Annotated in this window: 17 protein-coding genes; 9 read left to right on the top strand and 8 right to left on the bottom strand. The window is 57.6% G+C overall.

The annotated features are described in order from the left end of the window. Positions 1 to 343 precede the first annotated feature (343 nt). From BMZ40_RS04360 to BMZ40_RS04385, 6 genes are all read left to right on the top strand, one after another. A complete protein-coding gene (locus BMZ40_RS04360; RefSeq protein WP_092372907.1) occupies positions 344 to 1,690 on the top strand; it encodes a glutamine synthetase family protein in 1,347 nt (448 codons plus the stop codon). Between the two features lie 59 nt (positions 1,691 to 1,749). Continuing rightward, positions 1,750 to 2,319, top strand: a complete 570-nt coding sequence (locus BMZ40_RS04365; protein WP_092372908.1) for a four helix bundle suffix domain-containing protein — start codon at positions 1,750 to 1,752, stop codon at positions 2,317 to 2,319. A 166-nt stretch (positions 2,320 to 2,485) separates the two neighbouring features. Next, entirely contained in the window at positions 2,486 to 3,250 is a 765-nt protein-coding gene (locus tag BMZ40_RS04370) for a FadR/GntR family transcriptional regulator (protein WP_092372909.1), read from the top strand. A gap of 33 nt (positions 3,251 to 3,283) precedes the next feature. Beyond that, entirely contained in the window at positions 3,284 to 4,942 is a 1,659-nt protein-coding gene (gene betA / locus BMZ40_RS04375) for a choline dehydrogenase (protein WP_092372910.1), read from the top strand. Further along, complete coding sequence (betB, locus tag BMZ40_RS04380) at positions 4,939 to 6,414, top strand: betaine-aldehyde dehydrogenase (RefSeq protein ID WP_092372911.1); 1,476 nt, start codon at positions 4,939 to 4,941, stop codon at positions 6,412 to 6,414. The genes betA and betB overlap by 4 nt, the downstream gene beginning before the upstream one ends. Positions 6,415 to 6,478: 64 nt before the next feature. Continuing rightward, complete coding sequence (locus BMZ40_RS04385; RefSeq protein ID WP_092372912.1) at positions 6,479 to 7,432, top strand: ABC transporter substrate-binding protein; 954 nt, start codon at positions 6,479 to 6,481, stop codon at positions 7,430 to 7,432. 164 nt (positions 7,433 to 7,596) lie between these two features. Here the strand turns inward: BMZ40_RS04385 and zupT are convergent, their stop codons facing one another. Together zupT and BMZ40_RS04395 are read right to left on the bottom strand one after the other, a co-directional pair. After that, complete coding sequence (gene zupT / locus BMZ40_RS04390; RefSeq protein WP_092372913.1) at positions 7,597 to 8,493, bottom strand: zinc transporter ZupT; 897 nt, start codon at positions 8,491 to 8,493, stop codon at positions 7,597 to 7,599. A gap of 32 nt (positions 8,494 to 8,525) precedes the next feature. Then, on the bottom strand, positions 8,526 to 9,629 hold the full coding sequence (locus tag BMZ40_RS04395; protein WP_092372914.1) for a hemolysin family protein: 1,104 nt from the start codon (positions 9,627 to 9,629) through the stop codon (positions 8,526 to 8,528). A 242-nt stretch (positions 9,630 to 9,871) separates the two neighbouring features. Here BMZ40_RS04395 and BMZ40_RS04400 point away from each other — a divergent pair, with 242 nt between their 5' ends. Together BMZ40_RS04400 and BMZ40_RS04405 are read left to right on the top strand one after the other, a co-directional pair. Next, a complete protein-coding gene (locus BMZ40_RS04400; protein ID WP_092372915.1) occupies positions 9,872 to 10,219 on the top strand; it encodes an ArsR/SmtB family transcription factor in 348 nt (115 codons plus the stop codon). A gap of 52 nt (positions 10,220 to 10,271) precedes the next feature. Then, on the top strand, positions 10,272 to 10,718 hold the full coding sequence (locus BMZ40_RS04405) for an arsenate reductase ArsC (protein ID WP_092372916.1): 447 nt from the start codon (positions 10,272 to 10,274) through the stop codon (positions 10,716 to 10,718). Here the strand turns inward: BMZ40_RS04405 and BMZ40_RS04410 are convergent. From BMZ40_RS04410 to BMZ40_RS19105, 6 genes are all read right to left on the bottom strand, one after another. Continuing rightward, positions 10,713 to 11,945, bottom strand: coding sequence for a response regulator (locus BMZ40_RS04410; protein WP_092372917.1), 1,233 nt, complete (start codon positions 11,943 to 11,945; stop codon positions 10,713 to 10,715). The two genes, BMZ40_RS04405 and BMZ40_RS04410, sit on opposite strands and share 6 nt — an antisense overlap. Further along, positions 11,942 to 12,346: a response regulator gene (locus tag BMZ40_RS04415; RefSeq protein ID WP_177193018.1), complete on the bottom strand. Its 405-nt coding sequence runs from the start codon at positions 12,344 to 12,346 to the stop codon at positions 11,942 to 11,944. The genes BMZ40_RS04410 and BMZ40_RS04415 overlap by 4 nt, the downstream gene beginning before the upstream one ends. Continuing rightward, positions 12,346 to 14,244 (bottom strand): ATP-binding protein, encoded by a 1,899-nt coding sequence (locus BMZ40_RS04420; protein ID WP_092372919.1) that lies wholly within the window; start codon positions 14,242 to 14,244, stop codon positions 12,346 to 12,348. Before BMZ40_RS04420 ends, BMZ40_RS04415 begins: the two co-directional genes overlap by 1 nt. Positions 14,245 to 14,376: 132 nt before the next feature. Continuing rightward, positions 14,377 to 15,063: a DUF554 domain-containing protein gene (locus tag BMZ40_RS04425; RefSeq protein WP_092372920.1), complete on the bottom strand. Its 687-nt coding sequence runs from the start codon at positions 15,061 to 15,063 to the stop codon at positions 14,377 to 14,379. 90 nt (positions 15,064 to 15,153) lie between these two features. Next, positions 15,154 to 17,118: an N-acetylmuramoyl-L-alanine amidase gene (locus BMZ40_RS04430; protein ID WP_143075534.1), complete on the bottom strand. Its 1,965-nt coding sequence runs from the start codon at positions 17,116 to 17,118 to the stop codon at positions 15,154 to 15,156. Next, positions 17,096 to 17,506 (bottom strand): hypothetical protein, encoded by a 411-nt coding sequence (locus BMZ40_RS19105; protein WP_177193019.1) that lies wholly within the window; start codon positions 17,504 to 17,506, stop codon positions 17,096 to 17,098. The genes BMZ40_RS04430 and BMZ40_RS19105 overlap by 23 nt, the downstream gene beginning before the upstream one ends. A gap of 485 nt (positions 17,507 to 17,991) precedes the next feature. Between BMZ40_RS19105 and BMZ40_RS20030 the strand changes: the two genes are divergently transcribed. Then, on the top strand, positions 17,992 to 18,417 hold the full coding sequence (locus BMZ40_RS20030) for a prepilin-type N-terminal cleavage/methylation domain-containing protein (protein WP_281243771.1): 426 nt from the start codon (positions 17,992 to 17,994) through the stop codon (positions 18,415 to 18,417). Positions 18,418 to 18,859: the final 442 nt, after the last annotated feature.

The following is an 18,859-nucleotide window of genomic DNA, read 5'->3' on the forward strand; positions in this document are numbered from 1 at the left end:
CAATCCACACACCGTAGGGGCGGCCCTGCGTGGCCGCCCTTCTTCGGCCTGCATGGACACCCTGCACCCCACGTCCTGAAACCCAGCAGGGGCGGAACGAAGAGGGCAGGCACGCAGGCCTGCCCCTACAACGTATCGCATTGGCAAACACGCCGCACCCATGCCGCGCCACCCTCGTAGGGGCGAAAAATTTTTCGCCCACACAACGTATCGCATTGCCAAACACCTCGCGCACCCACACAACGATTTTTCCAATTTTGCAAATCCCCGCCAAAAACAAGACAAGCGCCCCTCTCTTTGCTAGGTTCCGCGCAGTCAAACACCATGTCGCGGAGGAACACCCATGCCTGAATTTCCCATCTTCAACTGCAAGAATTCCGACGATGTCGTCAAAGCCGTGCGCGAACACAGGATCGAGTTGGTTCAGTTCTGGTTCGTCGATGTGCTTGGAACCTTGAAAAGTTTTCAGGTTCTGCCCGGCGAACTTGAGGCGGCCTTCGAAGAGGGCATGGGCTTTGACGGTTCCTCTCTGGAGGGGTTTTGCAGAATTGAAGAAAGCGACATGATCGCCATCCCGGACCCGGCCACCTTTCAGCTGGTTACCTGGCGACAGACCGCAGCGCCCATCGCGCGCATGTTCTGCGACATCCTGGAGCCAAACGGCACCCCCTTTGCCGGGGACAGCCGCCATTGCCTGAAACGGAACCTGCAGGCTGCGGCGAGCAAGGGCTATTCCTTTTATGTCGGTCCGGAACTGGAATTCTTTCTGTTCGAAAGCTCGGCGTCTCCCAAACCCCTCGACGCGGGTGGCTATTTCGACGCTCCACCCCTGGACCTGGCTGGAGACATCCGCCGCGAGATCATCTCCTGTCTGCGTTCCATGGGCATTCCGGTGGAATACGGACATCACGAGGTCGCGCCCAGCCAGCACGAACTGGCCCTGCGCTACACCGACGCACTCAAGATGGCGGACACGGCCATCACCTACCGCGTGGTGGTCAAGGAGATCGCACGCCAGAACGGTTGCTACGCCTCCTTCATGCCCAAGCCTCTGTACGGTGAAAACGGCAGCGGCATGCACGTGCATCAGTCCCTGTTCAAGAACGGACGCAATCTTTTCTACGATACCGACGGAGATCATCACCTGAGCCGTGAGGCCAAGGCCTATATCGCGGGACTGCTCACGCACTGCAGGGAATTCACGGCCATCACCAACCAGTGGGTCAATTCCTACAAACGCCTCGTGCCCGGCTTCGAGGCCCCGACCAACATCGCTTGGGCGCGGCGCAACCGCTCCACCCTGGTCCGCGTGCCCATGTACAAGCCAGGCAAGGAGGCCGCCACCCGCGTGGAACTGCGCTCTCCAGACCCGGCCTGCAACCCGTACCTGACCTTTGCCTGCATGCTCGCAGCGGGCCTCAAGGGCATCGAGGAAAACTACGAGCTGCCAGCACCCGTGGAAGAAGACATCTACGTCATGACGGCGGGCCAGCGCAGGGACCGCGGCATCGGCAGCCTCCCCGGCAGCCTGGAAACGGCCCTGGAGGCCCTGGAAGGCAGCACCCTGATCCGCGAAGCCCTAGGCGAGCACATCTTCACCAAATTCGTGGAAAACAAACACATCGAATGGGACCAGTACCGCTCGCAAGTGACGAATTACGAGTTGGAAAGATACTTACCTCGGTTGTAAAAAAATAGGTCCTATAGGTCATATACGACCCATAGGACCTATAGTAAGAACGCTGCGCCATGACGCAGCACTTTATTTCCAAACACGGCGCCTACGAAGAACTTCTTTCCTACCGCAAGAGCGTCATTGTCTATGATGGCACGGTGTGTTTCTGCGAACGCTTCATGCACAAGCGGGACCGCACCGTGGACCAGATGGTCCAGGCGGCACGGTCGGGCAAGCAGAACATCATCGAAGGCTGCATGGCCTCGGCGACATCGAAGAAAAGCGAAATCAAGCTGATCAATGTTGCCCGGGCCAGCCTGGAAGAGCTGCTCGAAGACTACCGCGACCACCTGCGCGTACGCGGCCACGCATTGTGGCACAAAACCAGCGCACAGGCCCTCTTCGTCCGCAAACTCGGCAGCCAAAAAAATACGTCCTATGAGACCTATAGGTCCTATATTCAAACCCGCCCGCCCGAAACCGTCGCCAATATCCTCATCTGCCTCATCCACCAGACCAACTACCTGCTCGACCGACAGCTCCGCCAGCTTGAAAAAGCCTTCGTCGAAGAAGGCGGCTTGTCCGAACGCATGACCCGCGCCCGTCTCAAAAACCGCACCGGCCAATCCGAAAACGGCTTTTAACCCATCCTGCGGACTAAATGGTCCGACCTTTTCCCACTTCTTTCGCCAACCGGGTTGACACCTACGCCTTACTTAGGCAGAAAGGTCCTACCATTTGCGAGTAAAAAGCACTAAAATGCCTTTTTTTACCCGTTTTTGCTAAAAAAAACATCAAAAGGTACTACCAATGACCACTTCCGAACCTCTCTTCTTTCCGGCCAAGCCCGGACGCGCCAGCGAAGACGTCGCTCTGCAGATCGAAGCGGCCATCCTGGCCGGGCGGCTGGCGCCCGAAGAGCGCCTGCCCAGCGAACGCGAGATGCAGCAGCAGTTCGGCACCGGACGCGGCGCAATCCGCGAGGCCCTGCGGGCGCTCAAGCAAAAAGGGCTTCTGGACATCCGCAAGGGCGTCAAGGGCGGGGCCTATGTGTGCAAGGTCGGCATGGTCAGCATCGGGGAGTCTTTGGCCCTCTTTCTCAAGCAGCACGATGTCGCGCCTTCGGCCCTCATCGAATTTCGCGAGAGCGTGGATCATACCTTGATCATGCTGGCCATTGCCCGGGGCTCGGCCGAAGCCAAGGGGGCACTGGTGTCCATGGCCGAAGAGTTCGAGACCTGCCTGCGGCAGAACGACCACGACGCCGACAGGATCGGACATCTGGACCGCGACCTGAACCTGGCCCTGGCCGCCATGGCCGGCAACCCGATTTTCGAGTGGATCATGCAGGCGCTGCAGCGGGGCTTCAGCTCCCATGACTACACATTGTACGATACGCCAATGTACCGCGAGCGCACTGCCGCCAACTGGGCCGAGACCGCCCGCGCCATTGCCGAAAACGACCCCCTGCGTGCCAGAAGCCTCATCGGCTACCATTACGCAATGCTCAGGTCCTGCCTGAACGAGCGCGCAGCGGCGTCCTCCTCCCCCCGTGTTTCGCCAGACGATTCCTAAAGCGGGGCAACCCTCATCTCACAAGGATATTACATGAAGTTCTATGATTACATCATTGTCGGCGGCGGTTCCGCCGGCAGCGTCCTGGCCAACCGTTTGAGCGCCAATCCCAAAACCAGCGTCCTGGTCCTCGAAGCGGGCCTGCCCGACTTCCGCCTTGATTTCCGCATCCACATGCCCGCCGCCCTGACCTATCCCCTGGCCGGAAAGACCTACAACTGGTGGTACGAATCCGAGCCGGAACCGCACATGCACAACCGCCGCATCTACCAGCCGCGCGGCAAGGTGCTCGGTGGGTCGAGCTGCATCAACGGCATGATCCACATTCGCGGCAACGCCATGGACTTCGAAAAATGGGCCCGCGAAAAAGGCCTTGAAAACTGGGATTACGCCCGCTGCCTGCCCTACTTCAAGCGCTTCGAATATCGGCTCAAGGGCACGGACGAATATCAGGGCGGCGCGGGCCCCCTGTATCTGACCAGCCCGGATTGCGACAACCCGCTTTTTGACGCCTTTTTCCAGGCCGTACAGGAGGCCGGGTACCCTCTGACAGACGTCAACGGCTACCAGCAGGAAGGGTTCGGCAAGTTCGACCGCACCACGTACCGCGGCCGGCGCTGGAACGCCGCCCGTGCCTACGTCCATCCCGTCAAGAACAGGCGCAACCTGACCGTCAAGTGCAAGGCCACGGCCCATCGCATCCTCTTTGAAGGAACCCGAGCCGTGGGCGTCGAATACGAGCGCCTGGGCCGCATGCACCGCGTCAACGGCGGCGAGATCATCAGCTGCGGCGGTGCCATCAACTCCCCGCAATTGCTGCAGCTCTCCGGCATCGGCAACGGGGCGGAACTGCGCGAACTGGGCATCCCCGTGGTCCACGACCTGCCTGGCGTTGGCGAGAACCTGCAGGACCATCTGGAGCTCTATGTGCAGTACGCTTGCACCAAGCCCGTCAGCATGTTCCCGGCCCTCCAGTGGTGGAACCAGCCCTGGATCGGCCTGAAATGGCTCTTCGGCCAGACCGGCGAGGCGGCCACCAACCATTTCGAAGCCGGCGGCTTCATCCGCGGCAATGATCAGGTCGAATACCCGAACATCCAGTATCACTTCCTGCCCATCGCCATCCGCTACGACGGGTCCTCTCCCAACGAGGGGCATGGCTACCAGGTTCACGTCGGCCCCATGAACACCGACGTGCGCGGCCATGTGAAGATCAAGAGCTCCGATCCCAAGGAATATCCGTCCATCCTGTTCAACTATCTGTCCACGGAGCAGGAACGCAAAGACTGGGTCGATGCCATCCGTCTGACCCGCAAGATCATGACCCAGCCTGCCTTCGACAGCTTGCGCGGACGGGAACTGGCCCCGGGCGAGGACGTGCAGACCGACGAGGAAATCCTCGATTTCGTGGCCCGCGAAGGCGAGAGCGCCTATCATCCGAGCTGCACCTGCAAGATGGGCTACGATGACATGGCCGTGGTCGACAACGAACTGCGCGTGCACGGCGTGCAGGGACTGCGCGTGGTCGACGCCTCGATCATGCCCTACGTGACCAACGGCAACATTTACGCCCCGGTGATGATGATCGCCGAGAAGGCGGCGGACATGATCCTCGGCAACACGCCGCTGGCGCCCGACACCGCCCCCTTCTACCGCCACGGAGGCAAGGCTGCGGCCAAGGAGAAGAAATGACCGAAAAAATGATGCACATAGACGGTCTCTGGACCCGCTCCCAATCGACGGCCACACGGGACATCATCAATCCTTTCGACCAGACCGTCATCGCGACCGTTTCTGAAGGGAACCGCGAGGATGCCCGTGACGCCATCGACGCGGCGCGGCGTGCCTTCGATCAAGGCCCATGGTCCAAGACCACTGGGCCTGAGCGCGGGCGCAAGCTCCTGCTTCTGGCGGACCTGATCGAACGCGACACCGAGGAACTGGCCCGGCTTGAGACCTTGAACACAGGCAAAACCCTGGAAGAGAGCCGCTGGGACATGGCCGACATCGCGGGCATCTTCCGCTACTACGCGGGGCTCGCGGACAAGGACGGGGGCGAGGTCATCGCATCCCCGGTCCCGAATTCAACAAGCATCGTGGTGCGTGAGCCCGTGGGGGTCTGCGGACAGATCTCGCCCTGGAACTATCCGCTGCTGCAGGCCGCCTGGAAGCTGGCTCCGGCCCTGGCCGCCGGGTGCACCGTGGTCATGAAGCCAAGTGAAATCACGCCCCTGACCAGCATAAAAGTCACCGAACTGTGCGTGGAGGCCGGATTTCCGGAGGGCGTGGTCAATCTGGTTCTGGGGCCCGGCGCCACGGTGGGCGCGGAACTGGCCGAGAACCCCGATGTGGACCTCATCTCTTTTACCGGCGGCATCGAGACGGGCAAGACCATCATGTGCGCGGCGGCGGCAAACGTGAAAAAAGTCGCCCTTGAGCTTGGCGGCAAGAACCCGAACATCATCTTCGACGACGCCGACTTCGACACGGCCCTGGACTACATTCTGAACGGCGTGTTCTTCCACGCCGGGCAGATCTGTTCCGCCGGAGCCCGGGTACTGCTGCAGGACGGCATCCACGACCGCATGGTCGAAGCCCTTGCAGAGCGCATGGCCAAGATCCGCATGGGAGACGGGATGACGGACGGCACTCAGATGGGGCCGCTTATCTCGGCCGCGCACCGCGACAAGGTGGAAAGCTATATCGGCATCGCACGCGAGGAAGGGGCCCGGCTGAGGCTTGGCGGAAAGCGTCCGGCAGATCCGGCCCTGGACAACGGCTTTTTCGTGGAACCGACCCTGTTCACGGAGTGCACAAACGACATGCGCATCGTGCAGGAGGAGGTCTTCGGGCCGGTCATCACCATTGAGCGCTTCAGCACCGAAGACGAAGCACTCGCCCGGGCCAACAGCACCATCTACGGCCTGTCCGCCGGATTCTGGACCCGCGACCCCGACCGCATGCGACGCATGTCGGCGGGCCTGCGTTTCGGCACGGTCTGGGTCAACGACTTCAACGTCTATTTCACCCAGGCCCCCTGGGGCGGATACAAGCAGTCCGGCCTGGGCCGGGAACTTGGCCGCATGGGCCTTGAGGAATACACGGAAGTCAAACACATTTTCCAGAACCACAACGCACGCCCGATCCGCTGGTTCGGCGTGTAGCTCGCAGGGCCGGGATGTCCCGGCCCCGCATCACCGAGCCTTTCATCTCAACACGGGAGTATCCATGAACATCGCCACACTCAAAAAAACCATCCCAGTCCTTGTCCTGCTTCTGGCCCTCTTCACCGCCCCGGCTCACGCGAGCCGCGACGATGTGCGCATCACCAGCGTCGGCTGGACCGACGTCACCGTAACCAGCGAACTGGCCGTGGCCATCTTGCAGAGCCTCGGCTACTCGTCATCCAACATGATGACATCCCTGCCCATCTGCTATCAGGCCCTGGCCACCGGCGAGGCCGACGTGTTCCTTGGCAACTGGATGCCGTCCATGGAGAGCGTGGCCCGGCCGCATTTCGACTCCGGCAACGTGATCCAGCTCGTGCCGAACATGACCGGGGCGAAATACACCCTGGCCGCTCCGGCCTATGTCGTGGATGGCGGAATCAAGGATTTCAAGGACATCGCCAAATACGGCGACAAACTGGAATGGAAGATCTACGGCATCGAGGAAGGAAACGACGGCAACGACATCATTCAGTCCATGATCGACACGAACATGTTCGGCCTTGGCAAGTTCGAACTGGTCGCATCCAGTGAATCCGGCATGCTGGCGCAGGTGCAGTCCTTCATGCGTGAAAAGAAGTGGATCATCTTTCTGGGCTGGTCCCCGCACAGCATGAACGAGAAAATCGACATGCGCTACCTGACCGGCAGCACGGATGAAACCTTCGGCCCCGACGACGGCACGGCCACGGTCTACACCAACTTGCGCAAGGGCTTCCCCGGCGACATGCCGAATGTGACCCGCTTTCTCAAGAATTACGTCGTCCCGGTCGGCATGATGAACTCGATCATGGTCACCATGCACGAACACCCGGAGATGAAAGCCCGCGACGCCGCTCTCGACTGGGTGGCGGCCCATCCCGAAATGGCGACCACCTGGCTTGAAGGGGTCACCACCAAGGACGGCAAACCCGGTCTCCCCGCCTTCATGACAGTTCTTGAAGCCAGGAAGTAAACGCACGCGTGGCAAGCCGGTCCCGGCCATCATCGGATGCCCGGGACCGGCTTGCCACGCTTCATTCCAGGCTATTCCTCGCTTTTACCCGTCGTCACGCCACGTCAGGCTATCGTCATCTTCCAGCGCTTCAAATGCTTCCCGAATATCCCGCGACCTAGCTGTCAGCGCATCAGTAAAAGGCTGAGCGCCATGACCGCCATGCCGCCCACCAGGCCAAAAAGGCTGTCATGGCCTTCCCCGTAAGCCTGGCTGGTCGGCAGGAGTTCGTCGAGGCTGATATAGACCATGATCCCGGCCACCCCTCCAAAAAGAATGCCCATGAGCTGCGGCGGTAGAACTCCGTCCGGCCCCCCCGCAAAATAGAGGATGCCGAGATAGGCGATGCCCGCCCCGATGGGTTCGGCCAGGCCGCTCAGGAAGGAATAGAAGAATGCCGTCCTGCGCTTCCCTGTGGCGTAGTAGATGGGCACGGACACGCTCACTCCCTCCGGGATATTGTGCAGGGCGATGGCGATGGCAATGGCGACACCAAGGCTTGGATCATCAAGGGCGGCCAGAAAAGTGGCCAGGCCTTCGGGAAAATTGTGGATTCCGATGGCCAGCGCGGTGAAAAGGCCCATGCGCATGAGCTTTTTTTCATGGCCGGGCTGAGGCTTGAACGGAGTTTTTGCCGGCCCGCAACTGTTGTCCCCCACACCCAAAAGGGGTGCGACCTTGCCATGCAGCCGGTCAGCCTCGGCTTCGGAATGGATTTCATGCGGATTGGTCTCTTCGGGGATGAGGTTGTCGATGAGCCCTATGAGGAGCATGCCCCCGAAAAACGATCCCACGTTGACCCAATACCCAAGAGGATCCCCATAATGGTTCACCAGGGATTCCTGCCCCTTGAAGAATATTTCCACAAAGGAGACATAGAGCATGACTCCCGCCGAAAACCCCGTGGCCACGGACAGAAAACGGTAGCTCGAAAGTTTGGCCGTAAAGGCGATGATGCTGCCTATTCCCGTTGCCAGGCCTGCAAACGTGGTCAGGGCCAGGGCAAACCATACGTCACTCATAGGCGTGAACTCCTTGCTGCGTCACGAAAACGTCACGGGCGGATATTTTTCTCTGACTCGATTTCCCGGTTCTGTTCCTGCTCGAAAATGCCTAGCGAGCGGGCTCTTTTTTCCCACTGCTGCCGGGCCAGGGCCTGCATGTCGGCCACGCTGTCCATTTCATCCACGATTTCCATCCCAAAGAGGGTCTCAACCACATCCTCCAGCGTCACCACCCCCCGGGTTCCGCCATATTCGTCCAAAACAATGGCCAAATGCTGACGCTTATCGAGAAAAAATTCCAGCAGATCGGAAAGAGAGAGGCTGTCGGGCACCGACAGTATCGGACGCTTCAATGATTCCAGAGCACCGTCGCAGCGACCCTTGGACATACAGATCAGCACCTCGTCCTTGAGCACAAGGCCGGTGATGTCATCCAGATCCGCGCCGTAGACAGGCAACCTGGAAAACGGAGTCTTGGTAACAAAGGGCAGGGAGTCTGCGATGCTCATGTCCTGCTGAAGGGCCGTCATGACCGTGCGGGGAGTCATCACGGCGGTGATCGCCACGGAACCGAAACGGAAAATGTTGCGGATGATCCGTGACTCATGCTCTTCCAGATGTCCCGACTGCTCTCCGATGCCGGCCATGGCGATGAATTCGTCGCGGCTGAAGACATGCTCCCTTTTTCCCCGGGAGATCAGTCTGGTCAGCCCGTTGGAAAGCCAGACCAGGGGAAAGAGAATCCTGATCAGGGCACCGACGAAATATGCCGTCATCCCGGTCAACGACTGCCAGTAAATCGCGCCGATGGTCTTGGGCACGATCTCGGACAAGAACAGGATGAGCAGCGTCATCACCGCCGAAAAAAGGCCGATCCACGCATTGCCGAAAACCACAAGCGCCTGCGCGCCGGCCACTATGGCGCCCACGGTGTGGGCTATGGTGTTCAGCGTCAGGATCGCGGACAGGGACTGGTCCACCTTGTCGAGGCGAAGCCGCGTCAGAACGTCCGCACGCGCCGGATTCTTTTCCCGAAGACTCGCGATGTAGGAAGGGGTGATGCTCAAGAGCACGGCCTCGGCCACGGAACAGAGAAAAGAAAAGCCCAGCGCCAGAAAAACAACGATGAAAAGCAGTAGAAGATCCGCGCTCATGAGCTGGATTCCTCCGGCACGTTGCGTTTCGCGGCGATCGACCGCGACGACCGCGAAAAATGCCCCCAGAACACGTCATAATGCAACCTGCAAGAATATGTGAGCAAATCCTCCTCCTTCGTCCATGCGATATTTTTGAATCCAACCTGATCCGTAAGCCCTTGCGATTACCCCGGGATGTCGAAGCGGCACAAGCGATTTTGAGGGCTTGACATATTTGCCCATGCGGATATGTTTCGCACATGGAAAAAATCGCCGAAACACTCAAAGCCCTGTCCGATCCCACCCGTTTGCGCATCGTCAGCCTGCTCCGGCATGGCGAACTCTGCGTGTGCGATCTGACGGAAGCCCTGCAAACGCCGCAGTCCAAGGTCTCAAGGCATCTGGCGTTTCTGAAGAACGCCGGTTGGGTCAAGGCTCGCCGCAGCGGAAAATGGGTTTACTATCAACTCCTAGGCTCCGAGCCATCCCTGCAATCCTCGGTCGCCGAGGCACTCACGGGGCATATCGCGACACACCCCGTCTGCCTTGAGGACGACCGACGATATTTCGACTTTCTTGCAACCAAATCGTCACGATCCTGTGACTGAAACACCATAACTGTTCCGAATCTTGATTAATCCGGCATCCAGCGAGCAATCCATGAAAATTCTCTTTTTATGTACAGGCAATTCATGCCGCAGCCAGATGGCCGAAGGCTGGGCCAGACATTTAAAGAAGGGAGAAGTTGAAGCATGTTCCGCGGGCATCAAGCGCCATGGCATGAACCCCCATGCCGTGCGCGTCATGGAAGAGGCCGGAGTGGACATGACTGGGCACACGTCCAAAACCCTGGACGAACTGCCGGACCAAAATTTCGAAGTGGTGGTAACGTTGTGCGGACATGCAAATGAAACCTGTCCCTTCTTTCCAGGGCAGGTCAGGCGCGTGCACCGGGGCTTTGACGATCCTCCGAGCCTGTGCGCGGAAATGACGAATGAAGATGAAATCCTGGCGGTCTACCGGCGGGTACGCGATGAAATCCGGGATTTCGTGGCCGCATTGCCGCAAACCCTGGACGCGGATCAAGCCGGAACAGACGGTCTATGACGGGGTGTCGGGCAAGGCTGCGGCTCTGTCCGGATCCTTGGGCAACGTCAGCATGAATACGACGCCCTGCCCGGGACTGGTCTCCAGCAGGATGGAACCCCTTAAGGTCTGTGTGACCAAATTGTAGACAATATTCATGCCCAGACCCGTTCCTCCGGACCCGCGCGTGGTGGTGTAAAACGGATCGTAGATCCGTTCCTTTTGCTCGCGGTCCATGCCCTGGCCCGTGTCGCGATAGGTCAGCAACACGTTTTCGCCGGCAGGCTCCACATTGATGGATATCTCCCCGGGCCGTCCGTCCACGAAACCGTGAATAAGCGAGTTCATGATCAGGTTGGTCATGATCTGCATGATCGCCCCGGGGTAGGAATCAAGGATCAGGCCCTCCGGGCAATGCATACGCACCTGATGCGGGGTGCGTTTGAACTGCGGCCGCAGGCTCAGGAGAATCTGCTCCAGATAATTCTTCATCTCGAAGGCGCGTTTTTCTTCGGAACTCTGATCCGCTGCGACCTTCTTGAAACTCTGCACCAGCTCTGCGGCCCGCTCCAGATTGGAAAGCACCGATCCGGAAGATTCCTCGGCCAGGGCCAGGTACTTCTCCAGATCCGAACGCTTCATCTCCCCCTTCCCATACAATTCCCGTAGCTGCCTGGTCCGTTCGGACAGGAAGGACGCCGCCGTGACGCTCACTCCGATGGGCGTGTTCACCTCATGTGCGACCCCGGCAACCAGATCGCCCAGAGCCGCCATTTTGGCTGACTGGATCATCTCCTTCTGGGTGCGGTGAAGTTTTTCAAGGGATTCCTCAAGACTCTGCTGGTACTCCCGGTTCTGGCGCTGCAGCCTGGCCCGCTCCAGGCAGGTTTCCACGGAATGCAACAGGATGTTCATATCCTGGATGGGCTTGACCAGATAATCCCAGGCGCCGCGCCGCAGCGCCTCGACCACGTCGCGGATGTCCCCGGCCCCGGACACCACCATGATGGGCGTCTGCGGGGAGAGCTCCTGCACCTTGGCCAGAACCTGCAATCCGTCCATGCGCGGCATGCGCAGATCCACCAGAATCAGATCGGGCTGGTTGGCCGCAAAGACTTCGAGGCCCTGCTGACCGTCTCCGGCCTGCAGCACGCCGTATCCGAAATCCTCAAGAAAATTGGCCAGACTTTCGCGCACCGCCTGATCGTCGTCGATGGTCAGGACCACGGGCTTCCCGTCTTGATTCATGACCTGCCCTCCGCGACCTTTTCCAGAATGAGGGTCTCGAAAATGCCCATGTCCAGAACCGGCTTGAAAAGCACCTCGCGCTCCGTCAGGCCGATGGCCCGCAATTCATTGTCCAATTGAAAATCCGTGGAGCCTGTGTGGATCAGACAGCGCACGGAAGGATGCATGACGTGCAGTCTCTTGATGAACTCCAGGCCGTCGATACCTCCAAGGCGGATGTCCACCACCGCCACCGCAACATTGCCAAGTTCGGGAAGTTCAAGGGCGTCCTCCGCGCTCTCGGCCGTCAGCGTGCCAAAACCGCAGTCCATCAGGTATTCGGCCAGACTTTCCCGAATGTTCGGTTCGTCGTCCAGAACGAGCACCGTTACCGTGCTTTGAGTGATCGTGTTCTCCGACATCATAAAGCTCCGCCGGTGGTTTTATCCACCGGAGTGAGAGGCAGATGGATGATGAAGACGGAACCCTTGCCGGGGCTGGATTCCACGTCGATCCTGCCGCCATGGTTTTCAACTATCAGAAAATAGGAAACCGAGAGGCCAAGGCCCGTGCCTTCCCCCACCCGCTTGGTGGTGAAAAACGGTTCGAAAACCCTCTTGCGCAACTCTTCGGACATGCCCGGCCCATTGTCCTCGATCTCGATCCGAACCTCCGTGCCGGCGCTCATGACGCGCAGAATGAAACAGGGAGGACGGTCCTGGGAACCCATGGCCTGGGCCCCGTTGCGGATCAGGTTGAAAAAGACCTGCTGGATCTTGCTTTCCTCGCAATGCACCAGCGGCAGATTTTCCTCATACTCGCGCTCGATCCTGATCTTTCGAAAGTCATACTGCTTTTTGAGATCATAGTCATTGGCCGCAAGTTCGAGCGTGCGGTCCAGAAGGGCCGGGATGTCGACCTCGGCCATGCGCAAATTGTTCTTGCGACTGAAAGAAAGCATGTTCTCCACGATCCGCGCGGCCCGCAAGCCCGAATCCATGATCGAATCCATCATGCGCAGGCAGCCGCGACGTTCAAAATAGGCACTGATCAGTTCCATGTCCGTTCCCAACTCTTCCGCCAGTTTTCTGTTCGCGGGCAACTCGGGGGAAATTCTGTTTCGGATGACCTGCCCGTTTTGCAGAATTCCGGCCAGGGGGTTGTTGATCTCGTGGGCCATGCCTGCGGCCAGGCCGCCGACGGAGATCATCTTCTCCGACTGGATGAGCATCTCTTCGAGACGCACGCGCTCCGTGGCGTCGTCTATGCGTATGACCGCGCCCTGCGCGTTGTTGGTCGTCAAGGGATAGACCGTGACGTCCACATACTCGGTCACCACGTCTTCATTCATTCTTGGCACCTTAGGGATCTTGACCGGAAGGTTGGTGTTCACCGCCGCCCTGATCTGATCCATGCTGACCGGAGCCCCGGGAAATACGTCCGCGACCTGACGCCCCATGGCATCTTCCACCGAAACGCCGGTTTTAAGCACCGCCTGCTGGTTCCACTGGGTGATACGGCCATCCACATCGACAGAGACCAGAATCGAGGGCATCGAATCAAGAATGTTGCGGATGTACCCTTCCGCCTCCTTGAGCTTCTTCTCGGCATTTTCCCTTTGCTTGATATCCCGGAGCAGGTTTTCGCGCATGTCGTTGAAGGCGCGAACCACGATGTCGATCTCGTCGGGCCATTTCGAGGACTTGTCCAGCAGAAGCGGCTCCTGCAGCCTGTCGATGGTCAGCCCGGAAGTGTAGAGAGCCATTCGACGCAAATGACGCGTGACCAGCATGTAAAAGATAAAGACGACAAGGATGGCCACCAGGAAGATCTGCACGCCCTGGGTGATGCCGATGACCAGGCTCTTGTCCAGAAGCCTGCGCCACAGGGCGCTCTTGTCGGCGGCCACGACGAGGGTGCCGATCATGTCGATGCGGTCCAACACCCTGTACTGGAGAGGATACTTCCGAACGATCAGGTTCTTTTCCTCGGCCTGCACGCCGCGAAAATGCCGTATCCCCTCTGGAGTGATGACCTCGGCGTACATCATGTCGCGCATCTCCAGAACCCCTTCGAGCTGAACCAGAATCTGCACCTCGTCCAGATGCCACAGGGCGCTGGTCAGGCTGGACAGGCGCGATGTGCGGATCTGCTCAAGCTGCGAAAGCATGGCTTCCCTGTCGTTGCGATAATCAAAAGTGAGCTGCACCACCGTTCCGAGCACCGTGAACACGGTACTCCCGAGAAGTATCCAGAGCAGCAGCTTGCGACCCAGTCGACCGCTGACGTCGGTTGGAAGAATTCTTGAGGAGGTCGCCATCTGCCCACCGTTAAAAATTTGACTCCACACATGCCCGAGCGGAAAAAACCGACTCTGACCTTTCTTTTTTAAACATATCGGCAAGACTTTGAAAAGCAAAACTCTTCTCCGCCAGGAAGGACCGTCTCCCCCTTACGGAAAAATGATGGAAAGGATGACGATCACGACCAGGGACGGCAGCAGGCTGGACAGGCGAATGGCCGTCAGCCCCAGCAAATTGATGCCTATGCCAAGGATCAGGGTCCCGCCTGTGGCCGTGAGCTGGGCGATGAGGTAATCCGAAAAATATGACTGAAAGGAACCGGCGAAAAGGGTCAAAAGGCCCTGGTAGACAAGGACCGGCAAGGCGGAAAAGAGCACCCCCGCCCCGTAGGTCGAAGCCAGGGCGATGGAGGCGAATCCGTCCAAAAGCGCCTTGGTGAAAAGGATCGAGTGGTCGCCACGAATGCCTTCATCAAACGAACCGAGAATGGCCATGGCGCCGATGCAGTAGATCAGGGACGCGTTGACCATGCCGTCCACGAAGCGGGTGTTGTTTGAGCGCACCAGCCCCTTGAGTTTCCCGGCCAGGCCCGCGAATCGGTCTTCGAGCCGCAGGGCCTCGCCCACCACCCCGCCGATGAGGACGCTAAGGACCACAAGCAATCCGTTCTTTCCCTGCAGAGCCATCTGCATGCCGATGACCAGAACGCAAAGCCCGAGGCCCTGAAAAACGACCTGCCGCATTTTTTCGGGCAAACGGCCATGCAAAAGCAGCCCCAAAGCGCCACCAGCCAAAATGGCCAGCGCGTTGATCACCGAACCGAGGGGAAAAACCATGACACGTGACTCCGCTGCAAATTGTTAAAAAAAGACCGCCCAACCCCAATACGGAGCATGGGCGGCAAAGATCTCGCCGGAAACGATTCTTCAGGATTTGCCCGATGAGTTGAGGGCAAATCGTTCCAGTTTCTTTTTGTACGCCAGCACCCCGCGCGTCAGCCCTTGAGCCATGGTTTTGAGATAGGCATCCGTGTTGAGTCTGCCCGCCTCCTTGGCATTGGTCAGGTAGCCGAGCTCCACCAGAATGGACGGCATGCGCGCCCCGGTCAGGACGTAGAAAAAAGCACCCTTCGAACCATGACTGGACAGTGAATACTTGGGACGCATGATTCGCAAGGTCTCCTCTTCGACAAGGGCCGCCATCTGCCGCGACTCGTTGATCTTGGAGTTGAGCATGAGATCCGAGAGAATGAACTGCATGTCGCTGATCTTCTTGGCGGACACGCCGTTTTCACGGGCCGCGACACGTACGGCCTGTGCGTCGGTGGCCAGGTTCAGGTAGTAGACCTCAAGACCGTTGACTGTCTTGTCCTTGTGGGCGTTGCAGTGGATGGAAATGAACAGGTCCGCGTTCTTGGCGTTGGCCATGGCGGTGCGCTCCTCCAGAGGGATGAACGTGTCCCCAGTGCGCGTATAATGCACCTCGAAGCCCTGCTCCTTGAGCATCTCCCCCAGAATCTTGGCCATGCGCAAATTGAGCTTTTTTTCATGAAGACCGTTGGCCACTGCGCCGGGGTCCTTGCCGCCGTGTCCGGCGTCGATCATGATGGTGCGGACTTTCAGTCCGAGCTGTTCGACCAGGGAGCCGGTATATTTTTTCTGCGTCGAACTGACCTTGATCTCCGGCGTCTTGGCCGCCGGGGGGGTGGTCCCCTTGGCCGCCGTCTGAACGGGGGGCTTGCTTTTCGCGGCCGTGCTCTTGGTCGCCGGAATCTTGCCGGTCTGCTTTATCGTGGCGTCCTTCTTGGGGGTGGCAGGCTGTGCCTGCTTTGCCTGCAACTCGGCCAGAGCCGCCTGCACATGGTCCACCTCCGCGTCCGATGCGGCGGCGACGGCTTGAGATTTTTGAGCAGTCCCTCCGGCAGCGCCGTAGATGTCGATAACCACGCGGTACGGCTCCGGCAGGGTAAAAACCCGGTAGTGATCCATAGCCATCAGATCGAAGGTGATGAGCGCTCCTCCAGCCGGATCTGGAGCAACCTGAATCTTGGAAAGAATTCCGTCCTCGATGCTGCGCACGGGCATGACATCGGCCGCGATACCGGCCTGCTGCAACGTGATCTGCAACTGCTTGTTGCCGTTTTTGGCCTTCTCCACGAGCGCGCGTTCATAGTGCGCATCCTGGGTGATATCCATGACCACCCGGGTATAATCCGGGCTGGACCAATGGCGGATGCCAAGCAGGGTCAGCCCGTCCTTGAGCTTTGCCGCCGGAACAGCGGCCTGCTTCGGAATCTCCGCAGGTTTTGTCCCTGCGGACTTTGGCTGCTCGGGCTTTGTCTGTTCGGGCTTGGCCTGAACGGCTGCCTCGGGCCTTGCAGGTCCACCGCCCTGAATTCGCGCCAGGAGCTCGCGAGCCTCGGAGACCTTGTCGCCTTTGGGGTAGTCGTCGATGACGGCCTGTAAAACCCTGGCTGCCCGAGCGGAATCCTTGAACTGTTCCAGCCAGACCAGCCCCATGCGAAAAAGGGCGTCATCGGCCCAGCCATGCGTCTTGTACACGGCGAGCATGCGGTCGTAGGCTTCGAGCGCCTTGAGCCGGTCGGTCCGGGAAAAAGAACGACGGGCCAGTTCCTCATAGCATCTGCCGAGAAAAAACATGGAGCGGGGCGCATACTCGCTTTTGGGATCAGCCCCAAGAGAGCGCAAAAACGGCTTCATGACCGCTTCCCACTCCGCCCGCAGCCCGGCCCTTTTTTCGTTGGCCAGCAATGAATTGAAGGCGCTGACCCCGCGCGTATACTCGCTCTTGGCCGAAGCCAGGGCAACGCAGGCAAACCCAAGCACCAGCACCAGGGCAAAAACGATTTCAAGCGGTTTTCGTAAAGACATCCTTATTCCACGGTGAAGAAATACATTTGCTATAATTTCCAGAAGTTAGAGTTTGAGAAGCGTCTGAAGTGTCTCCCGTTCCGTGAGTGTCGCAGTGACTTCTCCAAGCTGAAGACGTTTTCAAAAATGAGTTCTCAAGAACCTTCTCGTAATTTGAGTCGGTTGCATAAGCAAGGTGAAAATTCACTGTAAGTTCGTGTTGTTGTTTGTCCAGAGTCCTGACGTGAATGCTTTCAATCACATTAGACAGAATGTTCCTCTTCTCTTCCAGAGTTAGTTCTTGATTTTCACATAGTGATTCTTTCAGTTCTGCCATGTACGAGAGAAAACCTTCTTTTTTGTGACATATTTCCAGATTGTTTATAAGCGATTCTCTTTCTGCTTCCATGTCTATGCGCGCTTTCTCAACTTTTAGTATAATTTGTTCAGTCTCATCCTGTGTTCTTTTATTGATGATTTTATTCGCTTCAAGTTCTATAATTGATTTTGTACACTCTTTTATGTCTATATCCAGTTACACCACCTTGTCTTTTATCAAATCTTGATATAAAAAACGGCGTGACCGTGCAACCCAGCACAGATCACGTTTAATCACGACAACTCGAACCGGTTACAAGCATGGAAGAGCGTCGTGACTGACCTTTTTTTACTTCAAGTTGAGTCGAGATGCAATGCTGTTGTTAGACCAACCTAGCCAAGCAATGAATTAGCCTGACAAGTCTTGGCATCTATGTGACAAATATTGTCAACTGAGCTAGCCCTAGACCTTTGTGTGTGCTGTAAGTGCCCGTAAAAAAGCACGAGACAACTTGGCACGGATAGTGATAGAGGCTCCTCACAAGCGTGGATTTATAACAATTTTGGGAGGTATGTATGGGCATGTTCAGGAAGAATGAGAAAGGTTTCACCCTGGTCGAACTTTTGATCGTCGTGGCGATTATTGGCATCTTGGCAGCGATCGCGATTCCGCAGTTTACGAAGTATAAGAGAAATGCATCAAAGTCGGCTTGCGAGTCTGATTTGCGTAACTGCATGTCTGAAGTGGGTGCACAGTATGCATTGAATTCATCCAGATTTAGCCTTGAATGTTTTGCTGAAATACCTGGTAACAAGCTAGAAAATATTTTTGTATCCACAACTGCAAATGGAACTTTCGTTGTTGGCGAAAAGATTAATGCAATTGCAGATGTAGACGAAGAAGTAGAAACTGACGGGACGACGGCTGCTCTTAATGATAAATATTACGGAATAAGTATGACAGCTGGAATTCTAGATAATAGTGCTAATTGTACTTTCTAGTTACTAGTTAGATATTCAATTTCCACTATGAACTCGCGTTTAGCTATCCCGTAGCGCAACAAACGGCATTTGTCGCGCAGATTTCCAAATGAATCAGCTTCATGAACGATGCATTCGTGTTCATGAAGCTGGTTTTTTACGGAAGAAAAGGGGGCAGGTCTTCTTTTGAATTTTGCCGAGCACCCTGCCGATTTTCTCATTTTTCAGTCACCTTCTGACAACGCCTTCGTCATCACTCTCTAATACACCTATTGTTTCCACTCATCACGATCACGGTCCGCCAGTTCAGTCTGGGCGAGTTGATCCTGATCGGTGACTGCCACTAATCATCATAGAAGATCTCCCTCAGTCGCCTCTCCATCGTGCTCTCCACTCGATCCTGTGCCCACTCAAAGATCGCATCATTCACTGCCTGATCTCGATCAATGCCTTCCATGTCTGC

Source organism: Desulfomicrobium apsheronum (genome assembly GCF_900114115.1).
GTDB lineage: Bacteria > Desulfobacterota > Desulfovibrionia > Desulfovibrionales > Desulfomicrobiaceae > Desulfomicrobium > Desulfomicrobium apsheronum.

Coding starts and splice junctions, on each gene's coding strand:
- betA (WP_092372910.1), top strand. CDS start 3,284: ATGAAGTTCTATGATTACATCATTGTCGGCGGCGGTTCCGCCGGCAGC.
- BMZ40_RS19105 (WP_177193019.1), bottom strand. CDS start 17,506: ATGGAAGCAGAAAGAGAATCGCTTATAAACAATCTGGAAATATGTCAC.
- BMZ40_RS04405 (WP_092372916.1), top strand. CDS start 10,272: ATGAAAATTCTCTTTTTATGTACAGGCAATTCATGCCGCAGCCAGATG.
- BMZ40_RS04425 (WP_092372920.1), bottom strand. CDS start 15,063: ATGGTTTTTCCCCTCGGTTCGGTGATCAACGCGCTGGCCATTTTGGCT.
- BMZ40_RS04415 (WP_177193018.1), bottom strand. CDS start 12,346: ATGTCGGAGAACACGATCACTCAAAGCACGGTAACGGTGCTCGTTCTG.
- BMZ40_RS04395 (WP_092372914.1), bottom strand. CDS start 9,629: ATGAGCGCGGATCTTCTACTGCTTTTCATCGTTGTTTTTCTGGCGCTG.
- BMZ40_RS04360 (WP_092372907.1), top strand. CDS start 344: ATGCCTGAATTTCCCATCTTCAACTGCAAGAATTCCGACGATGTCGTC.
- BMZ40_RS04410 (WP_092372917.1), bottom strand. CDS start 11,945: ATGAATCAAGACGGGAAGCCCGTGGTCCTGACCATCGACGACGATCAG.
- BMZ40_RS04385 (WP_092372912.1), top strand. CDS start 6,479: ATGAACATCGCCACACTCAAAAAAACCATCCCAGTCCTTGTCCTGCTT.
- BMZ40_RS20030 (WP_281243771.1), top strand. CDS start 17,992: ATGGGCATGTTCAGGAAGAATGAGAAAGGTTTCACCCTGGTCGAACTT.
- BMZ40_RS04370 (WP_092372909.1), top strand. CDS start 2,486: ATGACCACTTCCGAACCTCTCTTCTTTCCGGCCAAGCCCGGACGCGCC.
- BMZ40_RS04420 (WP_092372919.1), bottom strand. CDS start 14,244: ATGGCGACCTCCTCAAGAATTCTTCCAACCGACGTCAGCGGTCGACTG.
- betB (WP_092372911.1), top strand. CDS start 4,939: ATGACCGAAAAAATGATGCACATAGACGGTCTCTGGACCCGCTCCCAA.
- BMZ40_RS04365 (WP_092372908.1), top strand. CDS start 1,750: ATGACGCAGCACTTTATTTCCAAACACGGCGCCTACGAAGAACTTCTT.
- zupT (WP_092372913.1), bottom strand. CDS start 8,493: ATGAGTGACGTATGGTTTGCCCTGGCCCTGACCACGTTTGCAGGCCTG.
- BMZ40_RS04430 (WP_143075534.1), bottom strand. CDS start 17,118: ATGTCTTTACGAAAACCGCTTGAAATCGTTTTTGCCCTGGTGCTGGTG.
- BMZ40_RS04400 (WP_092372915.1), top strand. CDS start 9,872: ATGGAAAAAATCGCCGAAACACTCAAAGCCCTGTCCGATCCCACCCGT.